This is a genomic window from Saprospiraceae bacterium (assembly GCA_026129545.1).
GTDB lineage: Bacteria > Bacteroidota > Bacteroidia > Chitinophagales > Saprospiraceae > M3007.
In genome coordinates, this window is record JAHCHX010000001.1 from 3,291,616 (window position 1) to 3,311,440 (window position 19,825).

General features: G+C 51.7%; 13 protein-coding genes. 8 read left to right on the forward strand and 5 right to left on the reverse strand.

The features are described 5' to 3' along the window. Positions 1-243 precede the first annotated feature (243 nt). The gene (locus tag KIS77_12755) at positions 244-1,149 is read left to right on the forward strand and encodes a hypothetical protein (protein MCW5923208.1); all 906 of its coding nucleotides are present in this window, start codon (positions 244-246) and stop codon (positions 1,147-1,149) included. A gap of 7 nt (positions 1,150-1,156) precedes the next feature. On the opposite strand, the gene KIS77_12760 is transcribed toward KIS77_12755, so the two are convergent. The 3 genes from KIS77_12760 to KIS77_12770 form a co-directional block, all read right to left on the reverse strand. Continuing rightward, positions 1,157-2,104, reverse strand: a complete 948-nt coding sequence (locus KIS77_12760) for a MerR family transcriptional regulator (protein MCW5923209.1) — start codon at positions 2,102-2,104, stop codon at positions 1,157-1,159. 287 nt (positions 2,105-2,391) lie between these two features. Further along, positions 2,392-5,268, reverse strand: a complete 2,877-nt coding sequence (locus KIS77_12765; protein MCW5923210.1) for a T9SS type A sorting domain-containing protein — start codon at positions 5,266-5,268, stop codon at positions 2,392-2,394. 136 nt (positions 5,269-5,404) lie between these two features. Continuing rightward, positions 5,405-7,057 carry a peptide MFS transporter gene (locus KIS77_12770; GenBank protein MCW5923211.1) on the reverse strand — a complete coding sequence of 551 codons (1,653 nt, stop codon included), beginning with the start codon at positions 7,055-7,057 and terminating at the stop codon, positions 5,405-5,407. A gap of 330 nt (positions 7,058-7,387) precedes the next feature. Here KIS77_12770 and KIS77_12775 point away from each other — a divergent pair, with 330 nt between their 5' ends. Next, entirely contained in the window at positions 7,388-7,996 is a 609-nt protein-coding gene (locus tag KIS77_12775; protein MCW5923212.1) for a hypothetical protein, read from the forward strand. A gap of 149 nt (positions 7,997-8,145) precedes the next feature. Next, a complete protein-coding gene (gene ligA, locus KIS77_12780; protein ID MCW5923213.1) occupies positions 8,146-10,302 on the forward strand; it encodes an NAD-dependent DNA ligase LigA in 2,157 nt (718 codons plus the stop codon). Positions 10,303-10,307: 5 nt separating this feature from the next. Here the strand turns inward: ligA and KIS77_12785 are convergent, their stop codons facing one another. Continuing rightward, positions 10,308-10,895, reverse strand: coding sequence for an HD domain-containing protein (locus KIS77_12785; protein ID MCW5923214.1), 588 nt, complete (start codon positions 10,893-10,895; stop codon positions 10,308-10,310). Positions 10,896-11,157: 262 nt separating this feature from the next. On the opposite strand from KIS77_12785, the gene KIS77_12790 reads away from it, so the two are divergent. The 4 genes from KIS77_12790 (at position 11,158) to KIS77_12805 (ending at position 15,255) form a co-directional block, all read left to right on the forward strand. Then, complete coding sequence (locus KIS77_12790) at positions 11,158-11,757, forward strand: DUF937 domain-containing protein (protein ID MCW5923215.1); 600 nt, start codon at positions 11,158-11,160, stop codon at positions 11,755-11,757. Between the two features lie 84 nt (positions 11,758-11,841). Beyond that, complete coding sequence (locus tag KIS77_12795; protein MCW5923216.1) at positions 11,842-12,450, forward strand: DUF937 domain-containing protein; 609 nt, start codon at positions 11,842-11,844, stop codon at positions 12,448-12,450. Between the two features lie 218 nt (positions 12,451-12,668). After that, on the forward strand, positions 12,669-14,366 hold the full coding sequence (locus KIS77_12800; protein MCW5923217.1) for a hypothetical protein: 1,698 nt from the start codon (positions 12,669-12,671) through the stop codon (positions 14,364-14,366). 76 nt (positions 14,367-14,442) lie between these two features. Next, a complete protein-coding gene (locus KIS77_12805; GenBank protein ID MCW5923218.1) occupies positions 14,443-15,255 on the forward strand; it encodes an Omp28-related outer membrane protein in 813 nt (270 codons plus the stop codon). A gap of 75 nt (positions 15,256-15,330) precedes the next feature. Here the strand turns inward: KIS77_12805 and KIS77_12810 are convergent, their stop codons facing one another. Continuing rightward, on the reverse strand, positions 15,331-17,082 hold the full coding sequence (locus KIS77_12810) for a hypothetical protein (protein MCW5923219.1): 1,752 nt from the start codon (positions 17,080-17,082) through the stop codon (positions 15,331-15,333). A gap of 371 nt (positions 17,083-17,453) precedes the next feature. Between KIS77_12810 and KIS77_12815 the strand changes: the two genes are divergently transcribed. Continuing rightward, positions 17,454-19,787: a UvrD-helicase domain-containing protein gene (locus KIS77_12815; protein MCW5923220.1), complete on the forward strand. Its 2,334-nt coding sequence runs from the start codon at positions 17,454-17,456 to the stop codon at positions 19,785-19,787. Positions 19,788-19,825 lie beyond the last annotated feature (38 nt).

The window sequence follows — 19,825 nt, forward strand, 5'->3', positions numbered from 1 at the left end:
TTGGAAATCAAATTCCGACATTCAGGGCAAAAGTCCTTCTTTTGTCAAAAAAAGTGGGCAAATGTAGGGCAAATGGCCGCGAAAATGGAACCAGAGAAAAAAGAAAAAGTTTGAGGATGGCGCAAGATGCCAGCCGAACGCCAATTTTTCGATTTTCACGCAAAAACGAGCCTGTTTTGAATGTGAAAGGCATTGATAATGCGTATTTTTGCTGTCTTTCACCATTGATAAAATTGACCGCCGATGGAAAACAGCGCTAACATCGAATCTGTCCGGGCGCTCCTCGCGCAAGGCGAAACGGGTAAGGCTATTGAGCAATTCGTTCCCCTGCTTGAAAAAGATAAGCGGTTCAAAGGCAATTTGTTGCGCATCTTGCGGGTCGCGGAAGCCAATTTTAATGCGGTCCGGCAGCAGGAGCTCAAGGGCATTTTATCATTTCAAGAGGCGCAGCGCGAATACAGCAAAGTGAATGATACCTTGCTGACCATTCTCGACGATTTTGAGGCGGGACGAGTGCCCGTGTCGGCGGCGGTGCAGGGCGGCCACCGTTGGCTACGCTTGATGATGGCGTTGGGGGGTGTGTTGTTGTTGAGCGTGGTGGTGTTTTTGTTTTTGCAAAAAAACTATTCGGATTGTCCGAAATTTGAAGAGGCACAGGCCCTTCACGTCATTATTTTCCCCTTTGAAAAACTAGCTGGCCCCAATGTTCGCCCTGAGCCACGCATCCGCGACGATATTCAGGAGTTGACCCAAAAGGGAGGGTTCCCCGCCGAAGCCAGAATTTACAATGCCGATGACCCCAATGGGGTGAGTTCGCAAGATGCCGAAAGCCGTGCGCGTGCTTGTGCTGCCGACTTGGTTATTTTTGGTCAATATCAAGCATTTGAGAAAGATTCGGTACGGGTTCGGATGGGGTTCAAGTTTTTGAAAAAGGGTGGAGCGACCTTTAATGCTCCGTTCGAGACCTTCCGCGATGTCACCGCTGTGCAGCCCGCGCGTGATTTGAAAGACGCGGTGTTTTCCTTGTGCGCCATGATTGCCATCGAAAATAAAAACTGGGAATTCGCCAAACGGTGGATTGGACGCATCAAAGAGAAGGACGAGCAGGAAATGAAAATGGCCGCATGGTTGGACCAGCAGGGGCAATAGGCCAATATCACATGGCGCTTCCTATCAGGGTTTGAATATCTCCCATAGCCGAGGTTTTGCCGCGTTGCCTCAATTTGAGGCTATCAAGAAATTGGATGGTGTCCTGCAAGCCATTGAGCACTCGTGCGTTGGGCGGCAATTTGATTGGGTTCACGAATAGCTGAGCTCCAGTAAGCAGCAATTGCGAAGGATTGGCTACTTGCGCTGCCGCATCCAAATACCCTTGAATAGGTTGTCGTGGTATGGGTTCCTGCAAAATGGTGAACACAAAATCGGGCCGCAACGGCTGACAGGCATCTTCCAAATCGCTCAGTGAGATGCGATGCCCAAGATAAACGACTCGCTGTCTGCGATTGCGCAATAGATAGTGCATAAAAAGCAGCGTCAGCTCTTGCGACTCGTCGTCAGGCAAGTAAAGCAGAAACGTGGCAGCGTCGCGGGCTGGTTCGGCAGATTCTTTGTCAATGGCGCACATCAGTTTTCTCCGTATCAAGTGGCCGATGAATTTCTCGTGTGCTGGACTCACGCTGTTGGTGAGCCACAACACATTGAGTTTATCGAGAAAAGGGTACACCAAGTCTACCATCGTCTGCTCAAAACCGTGTTCAGAAGTGTAGGTGGAGAAGATGCGGTCAAATGTCGCCTCGTCCAAGTCAATCATGGCCAGCGTGAGCGCATCAATTTGTGTGTTCTGACTGCCGTTGTTTTGAGCAATGTCCGCCACGCGATGCGCTATTTCGTCTGCCGACATCTGAGCCAATTTGCTGATTTTGTAGCCATGGCGGTTGAGCAGCGCGATGTTGAACAGGAGACGCAAGTTTTCATCGGTGTAATAGCGAATATTGGTATCCGTGCGGGCAGGTTTCACCATCCCATACCGCTGTTCCCAGATACGGATAGTGTGGGCTTTGATGCCCGTCAATTTTTCTAAGTCTCGGATGGAGTAAATCGCCATTTATTTTCTCCTGAAAACTGCTCGACAAATGATTCGTTGCTTCCTAAGGGTTTGATTTTCTTTGAAATAAAAAGCAACGGTTCACAGCAGTCGAACCCAGCCTCAAAAGTCTATGAAACAGGCGAAACTGTGGAATGTTCAGTAGAAAAATTTTGGAATAAGCTGCACAATAGTCGGCTGACTTGCACAAAACAGTGCGAGCAAGCCAGCCGACTGACGAGTGCATAGGTCTGGCAAGACCGTTGTGAGAATACTATTTCCGAAGCGGTCGCGCCATGTAACGTTCCTCAATTTGATTTCACCAATTTCCGAGTGGTCGTTTGACCACTTGCCGTAAGGCGAATGATATACAGCCCGTTCGGGAAGTTTGCAACATCGAGCTGCTCGGCGAACTGGGTCGTGTAAGAGGCATTGGCCTCCCAAATGCGCCGACCAAGCAAATCGGTGATTTCCACATTCAAATCCATGGGGCGGTCAAACGAGACGTTTAGCCACGCAAGCCCGGAGGTGGGGTTGGGGCGCAGCGTCAATGCTTGCAGCCCATCAATGTCGTGTGTGGAGGTGGTGCCGATGTTAATGGTCAGCTCGCCCGTGCAGCCTCGCGCATCGGTCACGGTGACTGAAATGGGGCCAACAGGCAGGCCCGTCACGGTCTGAGTAGTGGCGCCATTGCTCCAGAGATAATTGTAGGGAGGGTTGCCCAAGCCCACATTGACGGTGGCCGCCCCATTTTGCCCATTGGTGGAGGGTGTCACGGTTGCGGACAGCTGCATATCAGTTGCGCAGGCGCGAAGATTGATGTTATCGAGGTCGAAATTAAAATCGCCAGCACCCCAGGTGCCTTTGAAGCGAATTTTGACGGCCTGCCCGGCAAAGCCGCTAAGGTTGAGCCGAATCGTTCGCATAAGGATGGTCGGCGTGTGGGTGATATTGTTGATGGTGTAAATGGTCTGGTAGGTGCTGCAATTGGTAGAGACTTGCACTTCTATTTTCGAGCCTCCGGTCAGCACGGTGGCGGCTGTGCCCCCGCTGCCAAAGTTGGTGATTTTGTATTCGAAGGTCAAAGAGTCGCCCATGCTGATGAGGCCATATCGGGGCAGGTCGTAAGTGAACTCGGGGTTGTTAAACCAAAGGTTCGACGACAAAACATAAGATGTGTTGTTGTTGGCGTTGGTGATACTGCCTCCACCCGACACAAGCCACCCCTCGGGTATGGCGAGGCCCTCAAAGTCTTCCTTGAAGGGCACGGCTTTGGGCAAATGGCTCACACTGTAGTAGGCAGTGTCATTGGTGAAATCTTGTTCGCCCGCGAGGTTAGTCCAACATTTGATGTCGAACGAAGCATCGCGGCTGTCAAACGGTGTGTTGAACGTGTAGGTGAAAAGTTCGTAAGGCAGCACCGTTTCGTTTATCGTCTCCACCACGGGAGTGCCGCCATTCAAGGAATAAGCTACCTGAATCCCCGTCTGCGGCGCGGTGCCAAAATTGGTAAACGAAAAAGTGATTTGGTCGTTTTGAAGTCCGCAATCATTGCCATCCCCTGCACTCTTGACGCTCACGCCGAAAAGGTCTTTTTCAAAGGGAACGTAGATACGAATGTCGTCCACGCCCACTCCTTCCGCCGTGGAGAAGCTAAAGTAACTGCTGAAAGCAAATCGGAATCGCACATTGCTCTCGCCTGCCACGCCCAGTAGTTGAATCCGAGCGGTTTCCCATCCATCATTCGTGCCCGACCAGACATCGCCTAAGTCGTTGGAAGTGTTGAAATCCGTGTACCAGTTGAAGCCTTCATCCAAGGCTCCGACTTTTTCCCAAGTGTCCCCGTCGTTGATTGACATTTCCAGCCATGCGCCATCAAAAGTAGAGAAGTTGCGATAAATGATGGAGAATTGGATGACGGGGTCTATGGTTAGGTTGCTAAAATCAAAACATGGTGATTGCAGGTAAGAAGTTTCTTCCGTGTTGTAGTCGCCATCCAAATTGGTGACCCATGCGTTTTGGCCGCTTGCTGCGGCGGATATGAATGTGGCCGATGGATTGCCATACTCCCATGAAGGGTTGGCGCTGTTCTCGGCATCCACGAACCAACCACCGCTCCATGTCTCGAAATGCTGGTTGTATGGTGCCAACAAACGGTTTACGATGTAATACCTGAAAGTGTCGTTGGAGCGGTCTTCGTCGTTGCTCATTTGTGTGTAAACCAAAATGAGGTACTCACCCGGTTCGGAGAAATCGTAGGTCGTCTCAAATTCAATGACGGCAGAGCTGTCTTTGCCCAATACGCCCGTGTAGTAACCATCCTGTGGTTGTGGCACACCCGCATCTTTCCCGTTCACGCTGTACCGGAACGGTATAAGCGACTGTGGCTTAGCGCCAAAATTGCTCATCACGATTTTCACCGTTTCAACCCCAAGGCTACATCCGCTTTCGGGCGTGATGACGGCAGAAATGCCCACATCATTTGACCAGTAAGTTTGAAAAGAAATAGGGCCTGCCAACTTTGCGAAATCGGTGCTGTCGCACATTTCCAAAAGATACCAGTCGTAATTGGTTTTGGGTGTCAATCCGGTGATTGTGGCTTTGGGGGTGGTCACATACAAGGAGTCGCCTTCGCCCGCAGAGAGGGAGAAGCCTTGAGGTCCGTATATCACCCACCAGCCGAGCGGCTGAACGAGGCTAACTGGTGTCCAACGCACTCTTGCATAGGTATCAAACACGTTTTCCGTCTCCACATCAATGGGTCTGAGGCAGCTGGGGCAAGAGCCTGTTCCGCTAAAAACTGTGCCCGTGCTGGGATTGGAGGTTTGAAAGACGAGGTCGCCATCATAGTCCAGTATTGAAAACGACACCTCTGGGTTGAAAAAGCCGGGCATCCAAGACAACACAAGGGGTTGACCGTTGGCCACGATGAATGTCACGGTGCTATCGGAGCCATTATCGAGCGGGAAGCCTGCCAATGTGAATGAATAGGTCGCAGTGCCGGAGGTGATGTTGAGTGTGCCACCGTTCCACCCATCGCCGAACGAATCGAACATATTGAGGGTGTATTCACATTGAGCGTTTCCTGTATGGAACATCGGAAGGAGAAATGCCAAGAAAGAGAGGCGTAGCAGTTTCAGATTCATTGTCAGCCTTGTTGTTTTATTACCGTTGAGTGCAGTCATGGTTTGGCTTCAAAGGTAAGCGAAGGTTGGAATTTGCAATAGGCGGAGTGCGGTTCGGCGATTTTTGGCAAAAAAATACCCCCGTGAGTTCGTGTAAACTTACGAGGGCATTCACGCGAGGATTGACTCTTTTATTCTAATCCGCCCCGTGCATCATCTTCTTCATGGGGAATGAAAGGCCAAACAATATCAAACCTGCAATGCCGGACATTCCCACGAAAAGTATGAAAAACTGATAGAGGTCTTTCACTGGGCTACCAAGAAAATTGGGGTATTTGAGCGGGAGCGATGCCTCTTGAGCTCTGGCTATCTGTTCGGGCGTGGGCTGGATGGAGCCTTCGAGCAAGCCGCGATAGGTGCTTTCATCTATGCCGTTTTTTTCTGCCAGCGCGAACTCGGCACCCGATGGTGGGTACAGGGCGCTCAACTGGCCAGCCGCCTTGTTGGCGGTGGCATTGGCCAAAAACCACACGCCAAACAGCAGCGACACAAAACGCATGGGCGAGAGCTTGGACACCAGCGACAACCCAATGGGCGACAAGCACAATTCGCCAATCGTGTGTATCACATACAAAGCAATGAGCCAAAACATGCTCACTCTCATGCCCAGCCCAAGCCCTTTCACGCCGATAGCAATAACCACATAGCCCAACGCGAGGATGATAAGGCCAAACGCCTGTTTGGCCAAGGAGTTTGGCTCAGCCTTGCGCTTTGACAAAAAGACCCATATACCTGCCATCACCGGCGCGAGCAACACGACCGACACCGCATTGACCGACTGAAAATAACTCGCCGGAATAGTCCAGCCGAGCAGACTCCGGTTGGTTTGCTCTTCCGCAAAGAATGTCAGCGACGCACCCGCCTGCTCGAAAGCAGCCCAGAAAAACACCACGAAGAAAGCCGACACAAACAACACGATAATGCGGTCGCGCTCGATTTTGGTAAGCGAAGGGTCAGTGATAATCATGACAATCATGGCCACGATGGCTGCATAAATGAAGGCCCCCACCAAGTCGAACCCCGCGACTTTCCAAAACAACAGCGTAGAGGCTACAAACAGTCCTCCCCCCAACATCAACTGGCGCGGGCCGAGACCGGCAGACTGGCTTGCGTTGGGCTGAACGGCCGTGTTCGGCACGGCGCCGATAGGGTTGCCGTCAGGCGTTATCACGTACTTGTCTTTTTGTGTTTGGAACAAGATGGTACCGAACACCATGCCGATACCGGCCGCGAGAAAGCCCCATTTGAAGTCTGCGGGGTTGCCCGTATCGCCCAGAAAGCCACAGACCAAAGGCGCGATGAAGGCACCGAGATTGATGCCCATATAAAATATGGTGTAAGCCGCGTCGCGTCGGCGGTCGCCTTCCGTGTACATCTGTCCAATCATGGAAGAGATGTTGGGCTTGAAAAACCCATTGCCCACAATCAGAAAGACAAGTCCCGTCCACATCAACGTGGTGGCGGTGCCGACATTCTGATAAGCCGATGCGCTAAAAAACATGAAAAACTGACCAATTGCCATCAGCAAGCCACCTGCCACGATGGATTTGCGGTTGCCCCAATAACGGTCTGCCACATAGCCGCCAATCAAAGGAGTCAGATATACCAGCCCGGTGTAGCTCCCATAGATTTCCGAAGCCTTTGCTTTGGAAAAAAGAAGCGCGTTAATCATGTAGAGGGAGAAAATCGCCCGCATACCATAATAACTGAACCGCTCCCACATTTCGGTAAAAAACAAGAGCGCAAGGCCGCGTGGGTGTCCCCAGATTTCGTGTTGCTGTGATGCCATAACTGCTGTTTAAAGTTGAAGAAAAGTGCTGCGTTTTTGCAAGACCGTCGCCCTTCGTTCAGAGGGCGGGTGGCCAATAGTGCGGGCAAATGTGCGAATTTTTCTTTGGCAAGGCCTTTCGCTTGCGGAAAGAAAAATCGGGATAGCGCAATTCCAACACATACGACGCTTGTTTTGCAATGCTTTCACAGCCGTAGAAAGGAAGTGGCGGCATCGAACTCCACGTTATCTTTGCCCGCTTTTTTTGGAAAAATAGTTTTTTTCATGTCTGAAAGCCTCTGTTTTCCCGACCTTTCACCAGAATTTTACTCATTTCAAAATCCGATTGCCATGTTGCGTTTGCCCGCCATTCTCGTCATCGCTCTGCTGTCTGGGTTGTCCGCTTGCGACCAAAAAGAGAGACATCAAGCCACCGTCGCCGCAGCCAAGGCAGCGCGAGATTCCACGAATTGGGCAGCTTGGCGAGCCGACCATTGGAAAAATCACGGCTGTGACATTGTGAGCGACGAAGACGTGCAGGCACTCTTCGAGGTTGACCCCCAACGCGACGTACTCAACACGCGCACCTTGCCCGACCAAGCGTTCTGTTTGCGCACATGGAACAAGCTCGACTGGAAAGAACGCGAAAGCGCCAACGAAAAAGAAAATGCCACCAATTACCTCGACCCTCACAACAGCCTCATCGTGCAGGTATTCAACTACCATTCGGAAGAACATGCGCGCCTACAAATAGAGATGCTCAAGCGCGACCGCCGCGACACATACAATGAGGATGTGCCAGGTATCGGCGAGGGCGCTTTGTGGAGCAACAACACCGTCACCCTCTTGGTAAAAAAAGGACAGTATGTGTTGAGCATTGCCCTCAACTACGAAGATGTGCCGCACGATAATTTGGAAAAAGCAATAGAAGTGGCCGAAGTGGCGCTCAAAAAAATGTAGCGCCCCTGCCAACAACTCGTGGCGGGAATAAGGGTGCCCAGGTGCTCCTTTAATTCGCTACACACACCCGCCCTCGGCCAGCCATAAAATTCCAAACCTTCAATGCCGGGCAAACCCCGAACTTTCGCCCGTCCAAAACAAGTTCATCCATGTATTCCACCACCGAACAACGCACACTCTACGAGCTTTCCAAAAAACTCCTCTACACCCCACAAACCGACCTGTTCGGGGAGGAAGCCTCTCGCCGCGCCGAAGAGCTTCGCCAAGTCATCCGGTATCACGAATGGCGGTATTATGTGCAGAACGCCCCTGTCATCAGCGACTTTGAGTACGACCAGCTCTACAAACAACTTGAGGCCATCGAGCGACAGAATCCCGACTTGGTGACACTCGACTCCCCCACACAAAGGGTTGGCAAAGACCTCATCGAAGATTTTGTGCAGGTGCCCCATCTCACCCCCATGCTCTCGCTCGACAACTCCTACAACGCCGACGACCTCAACGATTTCGACGAGCAGGTGAAAAAGCTGTGCAAGCTCGACAAGGATGCCGACGTGGAATACTGCGTGGAACCCAAGTTCGACGGCGGCACTATCGCCATCGTGTATGAGCATGACAGCCTCGTTCGGGCCGCCACCCGCGGCAACGGCTTCGTGGGTGACGATATCACGCTCAATATCAAAACACTCAAATCGGTGCCGTTGCGGGCATCCTTTTCAAAACATGGCATCTCGAAGGCTGAGCTGCGCGGTGAGACCCTCATCCGAAAAGATATTTTTGAGAAAATAAACAAGAAGCGGCAAGAAGCGGGCGAGGCACTCTTTGCCAATCCGCGCAATGCGGCTACAGGTGGCTTGCGCATGAAAGACCCCAAAGAGACCGCTGTGCGGGGACTTGAGGCCTTCCTCTACCAATTGGGCTATGCCATAGACCATGAAGGCGGCAATGTGCTGAAAAAATTCAGCACCCACGACGAGAGCATACACCTCTTGCGCCAACTCGGATTTAAAGTCCCGCTCCATCAGCCCGAACCCGGCAACCATCTGGAAGAAACCAAGACTTGCCGAAACATAGCGGAAGTCATAGATTTTTGTCAGGCTTGGCAGGATTTCCGCGACGAATATCCTTACGAGATTGACGGCATGGTGGTAAAAGTCAATAGCCTCGAGTTGCAGGAGCGGTGCGGCTCCACGAGCCACCACCCGCGCTGGGCCATAGCCTTCAAGTTCAAGGCTCGACAAGCCACCACCCGTTTGCGCGATGTGGAATTTCAAGTCGGCAAAACAGGAGCCATCACCCCGGTTGCCAAACTCGAACCCGTGCCGCTGGCGGGAGTTATCGTGCAAAACGTGAGCCTGCACAACGAAGAGTTCATCCGTTCCAAAGACATTCGCATTGGCGACCAAGTGTTGGTGGAGCGCGCAGGCGATGTCATCCCCTACATCGTGAAAAGCCTTAGCGAGCTGCGCACTGGTGACGAACGCGAGATTCACTATCCCACACACTGCCCCGTTTGCCAATCAGAGCTCGTCAAGCCCGAAGATGAGGCGATATGGCGCTGCGAAAATGCGGAATGTGAGGCGCAGGTGTTGGCACGCATGATTTTCCATACCTCCAAACACGCGATGGACATAGAGGGGCTGGGCGAAAGCACCATCGAAAAATTCTACAAGCTCGGTTGGCTCCACTCCATCGCCGACTTGTACCGCCTTGATTATGAAAAAATAGCGCAACTCGAAGGCTTTGGGGAAAAGTCAGCCACAAACCTTCGCAACGCCGTCGAAAAAGCCAAGCGCAACCCGATTCACCGGTTGCTGCACTCGCTGAGTATCCACCATTTGGGGCGCAAAGGCTCCACGCTTCTGGCTGCCGAAGTGGGGCACGTCCTTGATTTGAAAGATTGGGATTTGGAAAAATACCAGACCATCAAAGACATCGGCCCAGTGCTGGCGCAAAACGTCTTCAACTTTTTCCAGAACCCGCACAATATCGAGTTGTTGGAAACAATGGAGCGCCTCGGTGTCAATCTTTGCCAGACCAACGAAGACAAAAAAACCGATGTGAACACGGAAGGCGTGCTCTACGGCAAAAGCATCCTGTTTACAGGGACGCTTTCGCAAATGACTCGTGAGGAGGCCGAAAAACGCGCTGCCGCTGCCGGAGCCAGCATCGCCAGTGGCGTGAGCAAACATTTGAGCATCCTCGTGGTGGGCGAAAAGGCGGGTTCAAAATTGAAGAAAGCCCAAGAGCTAGGGACGGTAGAGATATGGAGCGAGCAAGCGTTTTTGGAAAAAACAAAAGAGTAGCCTGTTCAATACGTCGCCACCAACCCCTTCAAATCCTCCAAATACATTTGCTTCACGGGTTCGCGGAGCGATTTGTTGGTGAGCGTGTGAAATTTGTGCGCGGAAAGAAAACTGACTTGCAGGCGGTTCCATTCCTGCTCGTCGTGGATAAGGTGATATTCCTTGAGCTCTTCGAAGAGCGAATCGCCAATGCGGTAAAAATCGTCGCGTCCCAAGTAATCGAGGTCTGCGTCGCAGATGATTTCCTCCAAGAGGTTGGTGGGCGACTGCGGTATTTTGGTCGCCATTATCATCCCGCAAATGGCTTTGACATCTTCGGAAGTGTATCCGAAGCGCGGCAGCATGTCCTGCACCATCAGACACCCTTCTTGTTCATGTCCAGCGTGTTTGTCTTTCACAAAACCCGCGTCGTGGAACAGGGCGGCGGTTTTCAAAAGGGTCAAGTCTCGCCCAACCACACCTTCGCTGGCGGCAATCTCCTTGGCCATCCTGAGCACATCCATAGTATGGTGCAACCCGTGATAGTAGAGCTTGTCGGAAAGCTCGTCGCGGAGTTTGGAGAGAATGAATTGTTTGGCGGAGCGGTAATCCATGAGCGCGGTTTCGGTGTTCAGGTGAACGCCATTGGGCAAGCGTTTGTTGGACGACAGGCAGCGTAAAAATCCGCATTTTTCCCAAAACGAAACGAAATGGAAAAAATATTTTGCCTCTTCGCCAATTTTGTGCCGCTTTTCGGCTTCCAATTGCACATTTGCGCCTACTTTTGAAATCCGAGACGAAACAGCTTGCCCACGCGCATGCTTCAATCTCACAACATTACAAAATAATTTTTCACAAAACAAAACAGGGTACATTATGGACATCATGCAAATCCTCCAAAACCAGATTGCTGGTAACACCCTCAATCAACTGAGCCAACAAATCGGCGCCAACCCACAGCAGACAAAAGCTGCCGCGACAGGCATCTTCTCCGCCCTGCTCGGCGGGCTTGCAAACAACGCTGCCAGCGGAGGCCTCAACAGCCTGATGGCGGCGCTCGACAAAAACCACAACGGCAGCATTCTCGATGACATGGCTGGACTCATCAACAGCGGCGGCCAAGGTACTGGCGCGCTCAATGGTATGGCCATTGTCAATCACATCCTCGGCGGCAAAACACAATCCGTCGCCCAACAAGTCGGCGCGAAATCGGGACTAAATGCCAACCAAATCATGCAATTGCTGCCCGTGTTGGCACCCGTCGTGATGGGGGTGATTGGCCAACTGAAAAACAACGGCCAGCTCAACCTCGGCAACATAGCCAACATGCTGCTCGGAGCCGCGCAAAATGGTGCCCAACAGTCGGGGCTTGGAGGCGCATTGGGCCAAGTGTTGGGTGGCGTGCTGGCAGGAGGTGGCAAACAAGGCGGCGGGCTATTGGGCGGTGTGCTCGGTGGCCTTTTTGGTAAAAAGTAAGTGCTTTCAACGGAACACTTGACTTTCTCTCACTCTAATTCTCCTAATTATTTCACCCACAAACACAACTCAAACATGGATTTGATGCAGATTCTACAAAGCCAGCTCGACGACAACCTTCTGGGGCAAATGAGCGAGCAAATTGGCGCCACCCCCCAACAAACCGCCGTGGCAGCCAACGGCATTTTCGCTTCGCTTCTGGGAGGCATGGCCAACAATGCCGCTTCCGAGAACGGGTTGTCCTCGCTCCTGTCGGCACTCGACAAGAATCACGATGGAAGCGTCCTTGATGACCTCGCTGGCATCGTGGGCAACTTGATGCAGAATGGCGGACAAGGACATGGCGCAACCAATGGCCTCGGTATCCTCAACCATGTGCTGGGCAACCAACAAGAGGCGGTGGCACAACAGGTTAGCCAATCTTCGGGGCTGAATATGAATCAAGTGATGAAACTCTTGCCCGTCATGGCTCCCATCGTCATGGGCGTGCTGGGGCGTGCCAAAAGCCAAGGCGGCTTAGACCTCGGCAATTTGGGAAACATCCTCATGGGGTCGGCCCAAAGCGGTGCGCAGCAAAGTGGCATGGGCGATTTGCTCGGCCAAGTATTAGGCGGCGTGTTGGGTGGTGGCCGTCAGCAAGGCGGCGGCGGATTGGGAGGCATACTCGGCAACATACTCGGAGGAGGCCGATAGACGAAAAAGCTGCGGCTCGTAAGCCAAGACGGCTTGCTCGAGATTTTTTACGACAGACAATTTTCAGAGCGGGTGCCTCACCACGGGCACCCGCTCTCATTTTTCCTGCACCCCTACTTTGGCCTTTTTGTCGGCACACGACCATATTTCGCATGGAACACTAAGGGAAATTTGGTGAGATGCTACCTTTGCGAACACATATTTTGGAACCCACACGCATGAAGCACCTTTTACCCATCGCCCTTTTCGCACTTACCTTATCCGGATTGACGGCACAGAACACCGCCCGCATCACTGGCAACCTGCAAACAAACGGCAACTTTTTCATACGAGACTCTATCATCGGAGCTGCCGGCCCCCCGCAACCCGGCCCCCCGCAATATGATTTTCAAAAATTTGGCGCGGAGAGCTGGCTCGCCCTCAATTACTCCAACTGGGGTTTTGACATGGGCATTCGATTCGACCTTTTCAACAACTCCAACCTTCTCAATCCATCCGGCGCTTATACAGATGAAGGTATCGGCCGCTGGTATGTGCACAAGAAAATTGACAAGTTCGACCTTGCGGGGGGGTACCTCTACGACCAAATCGGTTCCGGCATCATTTTCAGGGCGTACGAAGAACGCGCCCTGATGATTGACAACGCGCTTTTTGGGGTCAAAGTAGGCTACGACATCAATGACAACTGGAAAGTCAAAGCTTTCACAGGGCGACAGAAAAGACAATTCAACATTTATGGCTCTGTGATTCGCGGCGCTGCCGTGGATGGATTCATCAGACCCGACTCCACGAAAAACTTCACGCTCGCCCCCGGAGCCGGGATAGTGGCACGAACCAACGACGACGAAACCATCAATCGCATCGTGAACGAAGTAGCCTCCTACGCCCCGCAAGACAGCATCGGGGCGCAGTACAATACCTACGCCATGACGGTTTTCAATACCCTGACCGCTGGCGACTTTTCTTGGTACATGGAGGGCGCTTACAAAACAAAAGATGTCATCTTCAACGAATTTGAGCGGCAAGTGACGGGAGCCAATGGCAAGCTCGTCAATACCGATGGCTACATGGCCTACACCAGCCTCACCTTTGCCAAAAGGGGATTGGGCATCACGCTCGAGGGCAAATACACAAAAAATTTTCGCTTCCGAACCGACCCCTTTCAGATAGGAGTGCAGGGGCAAATCAACTACCTCCCGCCAATCGCACGGCAAAACACTTTCAGGCTCCCCGCTCGATTCGCCCCCAACACACAGGAACTCGGCGAGCGAGGGCTTCAACTCGATGCCAAGTATTCCATCAACAAGCGGCTTTCAATCGGTCTCAATGTCGCGGATATTTACAACCTCGATGGCGTGGAACTCTACCGCGAAATAGCGCCCGAGATCACTTACAAAAAAGACCGAAAATGGCAGGCGCTGCTGGGGCTTCAGTTCCTAAAGTACAACATCGCCATTTACCAGTTCAAAGGCGACCCGGAAGACCCCAGAGACATACTGCCTTGGATAGGCAAAGGCAGGGAGAATTTTGTGGATGCCTTCACGCCATACACTGAAATTCTCTATAAATTCACCCCCAAGAAGTCATTGAGATTGGAGGCACAGTACCTCTTGACCGACGATGAATTCGGCTCTTGGGTGAATGTATTGGCCGAATGGGGCTGGGCGCCACATTGGCTGTTCTACGTCTCGGATATGTACAAAATCAAGCACCGCTCGACCGGGGAATTTACGCCCGAACAGACACGCTACGACGGGCTGCACTACCCGACAGTAGGCGTTGTTTACACCCATCGCGCCAACCGTTTTTCGCTTGCTTACGTCAAGCAAGTGGAAGGCATCAATTGCGCGGGTGGTATCTGCCGCTACGAGCCAACGTTTAGCGGTGTCCGCTTGAATGTCAGTTCTTCATTTTAAAATTGATTATTCGGTTGAGATTGTGTCAAATGACCGTATCAACGAATAACCAAAATCAACAAATCAACAATAGGATATGAAACACAAATTATTTCTCCCGCTTCTCGTCGCGGCCGCGTTGCAGGCTTGCAAAGAAGTCCCCGTAGCCATCCCCGAGCTCAGTGTGGGCGACCGTAAAGTGCTGGTGGAGGAGCTCACCGGTGTGCGTTGTCCCAACTGCCCCGACGGCACGGCAGCCCTGGTGGCATTGAGCAAGCAAATTGGCAAAAACCTCGTGATAGTAGGCGTGCACGCTGCCCCGGGCTACGATGTGCCATATCCGCAAAGCAAGTACGATTTCCGAACAGACGAAGGCACTGCCATGGCAAAATATATCGGCACCGCCGCTTTTTTCCCCACGGCCTCCATCAACCGTCGCATCGTGCCGCCCGAAATAGAGCCGTATCTGCCGCGCTCCATCTGGGCGGGCATCATAAGCGAGGAACTCTCAAAGCCGCCCGTCGTCGGCGTGTTTATGAACACCACCTTCGACTCCCTAAGTCGCAAACTCGGGGTTGAAGTCACCATCGCCCCCGAGCAAACACTCACAGGCGACCATCGCCTCACCGTGCTCATCACGCAAGACAGTATTCAGGACTACCAAAAGGACGGCCTCCAGACGATTCCCGACTATTATCACCGCCATGTGCTGCGCAAGATATTGACACAACCCACTGGCGATGTGATTTCAGAATCGCTTACCCCTTCATCCACCCTCACCCGAAACTATAATTTCGTGTTGCCCAACGACTGGGTGGAAAAGCATTGCAGCGTGGTGGCTTTCGTGCATCGCGGCGCTTCGCCCGACAAAGAGGTGCTGCAGGTAGAGGAAGTGCATGTAATCAAATAGGGAAATTTTTTGAGAAAAAAAAGCGCGGGTTTGTTCGGTGAGGCCGAATGAACCCGCGCTTTTTTGAAGGAGGGGTCAGAAGAGTTGCAACTGAGTCGAAGCGTCCGCATTATGGCGAAAACGATAAAAATCCGACTCCTCAATGGCACTTTTCACTCCTGCCCGTGCAAGTATTTTTAAAATTTCTCCAAAGCTTACGGCATTTGCCACTCCTCGCAGGTCAACTCGCATGAGCACATCTTTTGTAAAAGTCCTTTTGGCATCTGAAAAAGTGATAGCGTTTAGCAGGCCCGTTACAAAAGGATGATTTAACAGTGCAAAAGCAATGGCAGCATCGCTAAATTTTTCAAAACCAATAAAATAGCAGGTGTCATCCAGCATCAAAGGTTTGTCGTTTTCCGGCAGTACAAGCGTAAACGTTGGCAATTTGTAAAGCCCCGATATAGCAATTTTGTAAGGTAGAAATGAATAATCGCCAATGCCGAAAATTGAAAACGATGGCTTGCTGCGATAAATGCTTGACTTGCGATTGGCAAAATGCTCTCTGTGAGAATAAAGATAGGAGTAGGTTTGGGGAAGTAAATTTTGAATGTACGTCGTGTCCTGTCCTACGCTGCGCTGGGTGACAATCGTAAACCGTCGAGCGTTGGAGACAACTCCTCCTTTCAAGTCAGAACTTTTCAAAATGCCATAAACCAAATCGTTTTCCAACTCAACAGACTGGCCTCGGTTCGTTACAAAATAGCCATTTAGGCGTTCAAATTCCATCACTTCCGAGCAATCATGCTTCAATCCTTGCCGCCATTCGAAGGGGCAAATTCCGTCGAACGCTTCAAATGATTCATATTTTTCAGTGTTGGCTACAAATCGGTTTTCCTGCCAGCCAAAATGATAATCAGGCTCTGAGGCAGGAATCATTTGGGTTTGAGCGCATTGATATTCAGGAATCTGATTCAATTTGCAGGAGAATAGCGACGCTTCTACTGCCGCGCCAAACTCTTTTTTTGCGTCAATCGGAAACTGTTTCAATTCCCCGATTCGCAGTTTAGCAGCCTTTTGGTCAAACACGATGTTTTTTATGACCGAGTTTTTTACCAAAAAGGCCATTCGACCGGAATGGTTTTGAAATGCGCGGAGCAGCATCAGCGTGATGTATTCGCCAATATCAAAATTGCCTTTCCCAGTCATGGCGTCGAGGCCATTCAGGTTCTTGAAGTTCGACTTTATTGGCAGGTTTTCAGAGTTCAAAACCCCTAATTTCGCGTTGGTGACCCACGGCGGATTGCCTAAAATCAAAACTTCTCCGCTGAGGTCACGACTTAGCTTCTCAAAGTCAAAATCAAAAACGTTCTGGTGAAAAAGACGAATGTCCGGTTTGGAGCGGTCAGAATTTAGGAGGAAAAAATCGAGAATAACAAACTTGGCTTCCCAAACGTAGGGTTTGTAAATCTCTACTCCTCTGATTTGCAGGAGTTGTGGGAAGTGCTGCAAAGCTGCAAGGATAAAATTTCCTTTTCCGAAAGTTGGCTCGACCAAAGCTTCGGGAGAAATGCCTTCCGTTTTTAAGAAAGAGGCAATTCGATTGGCAAGATTTGAGTTGGTTTGAAAATCGCCGTATTCCGCTCGGTCAGCTTCTTGAACGGAGGTTTGTTCATCGGCTAAAAATCTTCTTAGTTCTTCGTAATCTTCCTTGTTTTCAAAAAAATCCGCGATACCGCAAACAGACTTTAACTCCTGATTTACAGCGGTATAATCTTCACTCTTCCCCCATAGGTCACACAGAAAAGACTTTGTCTCAAAACTGATATTGACAGAAGAAAACTGCATCAGAGATTGATTTTGTCGGTGATTTTGGTGATGCCATTTACGGTCTCATGGAGGTTTACGACAACGATTCTCGCTTTGTCGGGTTCTGCAGGTGTCATCCCGGAAGCATGGAGGGGTGACATCTCAAAAACAGGCCGAGATGTCACCTTTTTCGTTCCTCAAAAGATGACACCTCTTACAAACCTAGAATAGATGGGTTCACGATACGTTGGTATTGTGCAAGGTTCGGTTTCATACGCTGATTTTTCCGGCATCAAGTTAACCCCTTTCACCATTTTTCATTTGAAGCAAAATTTCCTTCTCAAAACATTTTATTTCTAAACTCCCCTCTCATTTCCAAACTTCCTACCTTCGCCCTAAACCGCCAGCCCATGAGTTATTTGGATGAATTGAACGATGTGCAGCGCGCTGCCGTCACCACCACCGAAGGCCCGGTGCTCGTCATCGCAGGCCCCGGCTCTGGCAAGACGCGGGTATTGACCTACCGTATCGCGCACCTCCTGCAAAATGGCGTGGCCCCCTGGGAAATCCTGACCCTGACGTTCACCAACAAGTCGGCCCGCGAGATGAAAGACCGCATCGAAAAAGTGGTGGGGCCGAAAGCGCAGCAAGTTTGGGCAGGCACGTTTCACTCCATTTTTGCCCGCATCCTGCGCGTGGAAGCAAGCAAAATCGGCTATCCCTCGTCGTTTACCATTTACGACACGGACGATACGATGAGTGTGTTGCGTGCCATTATCAAGGAAATGAATCTCGACCCCAACGCCTACAATGCCTCGGCCATCCGCTCGCGCATTTCGCTGTGCAAGAGCAACTTGATTTCGCCGAAAGCTTACCGCGACAACGAGGAAATGCTCGCGCAAGACCGTGCCGCCCGTCGCCCTTACGTCGTGGATATTTATGAAAAATACGTGGCACGCTGCCAACGCTCCGGCGCGATGGACTTCGACGATTTGTTGTTCCAACTCTACCGCCTCTTCCGCGACAACCCCGACAATGTGTTGGAAAAATACCAGCGCAAGTTCCGCTACATCCACGTAGATGAATTTCAGGACACCAATTTTTTGCAGTACGCCATACTTCGCCGCTTGGTGAAATACGAGGGCAGCCCCGAAAACGTGTTCGTCGTGGGCGACGACGCGCAGAGTATCTACGCTTTCCGCGGCGCGACGATTGACAACATCCTCGATTTTGAAAAAGATTATCCCAACCTTAAAACCTTCAAACTCGAACAAAACTACCGCAGCACCCACCATATCGTGTCGGCGGCCAACGAAGTGATTTCCTTCAATCGCCGCCAGCTGCAAAAAACAATTTGGACCGACAAGGAAGACCGCCACAAAATCAAACTCCTCAAATGCCTCACTGACGACGAGGAGGGCCGCCGAGTGGCCGATTTGCTTTTGGAACAAAAACACCGCTACCACTTGCCGAACTCGGAAATCGCCATCCTCTATCGCACCAACGCGCAAAGCCGCAAGTTCGAGGAACATTTGCGCAAGCTCAATCTGCCCTACCGCGTCTTTGGCGGAACGTCGTTTTACCAGCGCAAGGAGGTCAAAGACTTCATCGCTTACCTCCGCCTCGCTGTCAATCCCCGCGACGAGGAAGCCCTGCGCCGCGTCGTCAACTTACCCGCGCGCGGCATCAGCGACGCGACGGTGGACAAACTCAGCGCCCTCGCCGAAGCCTCCAACATGACGATGTGGGAGGCCATGCTCGACCCCGCGCTCGACGTAACCGACCGCGCCAAAAAGTCTATGGCGACTTTCCGAAACATGGTGCAGGACTGGCAAAAACGCGCCGCCTCCGAGTCGGCCTACCGCCTCGCCGCCGACATCCTGAAAAAGTCCGGCCTGCTCGACCTGCTCAAAGGCGACACCAGCCCCGAAGGCATCGGTCGCCTCGAAAACGTGAACGCCGTGCTCGACGCTATTTCCGAATTTACTGACAACCAAGCCAACAATGACCTTAATGACCTCAATGACCCTAATTACCCTAATGACTCCAATGACCCTAATTACCCTAATGACCGCTCCTTAGCGGCTTACCTCCAAACCATCACTCTGCTCACCGATGCCGACGAAAAAAACGACAGCAACGACCACATCACCCTGATGAGCGTACACTCGGCGAAGGGGCTGGAGTTCAAGAGTGTTTTCGTCACGGGCCTGGAAGAAAACCTCTTCCCCTCCTTCATGGCGCTGGAAGAGCCGAACGGTTTGGACGAGGAGCGCCGCCTGTTTTACGTCGCTGTGACGCGGGCGAAAGAGTTTTTGACTTTGAGTTTTGCCCAAAACCGCTACCGATTCGGGCAAATCCGCGTGAGCGAGCCGTCGCGTTTTTTGGATGAAATCACTGGACAACATTACGAACTCTTGGGCGGCATCGGCTCGGCACGCAACACGCAGCCGGCACGACCCGAACTGCAGCCCCGCGCCAGCGTGAGCGGCAATTTCGCCAACCCGCGCCTGCGCGCCATGCAAAAAAATGCCGCGCCTGTCGCCATTCCCGCCGACTTCAAAGCCTCGCCGCTGGAGGACATTGTGCCGGGCGTGCGGGTGCTGCACCTGAAATTCGGCGAAGGAAAAATCGTGAGCGTGGAAGGCCCGAAGGACAACAAGGTGGCGACCATCCAATTCAAAAACGACGATATGCCGGAGCGGAGGATTGTGCTGAAGTTTGCGAAGTTGCAGGTGGTGTGAGCGAAAATCGCTACATTTGTACAGCGTTTCGCGCTGAA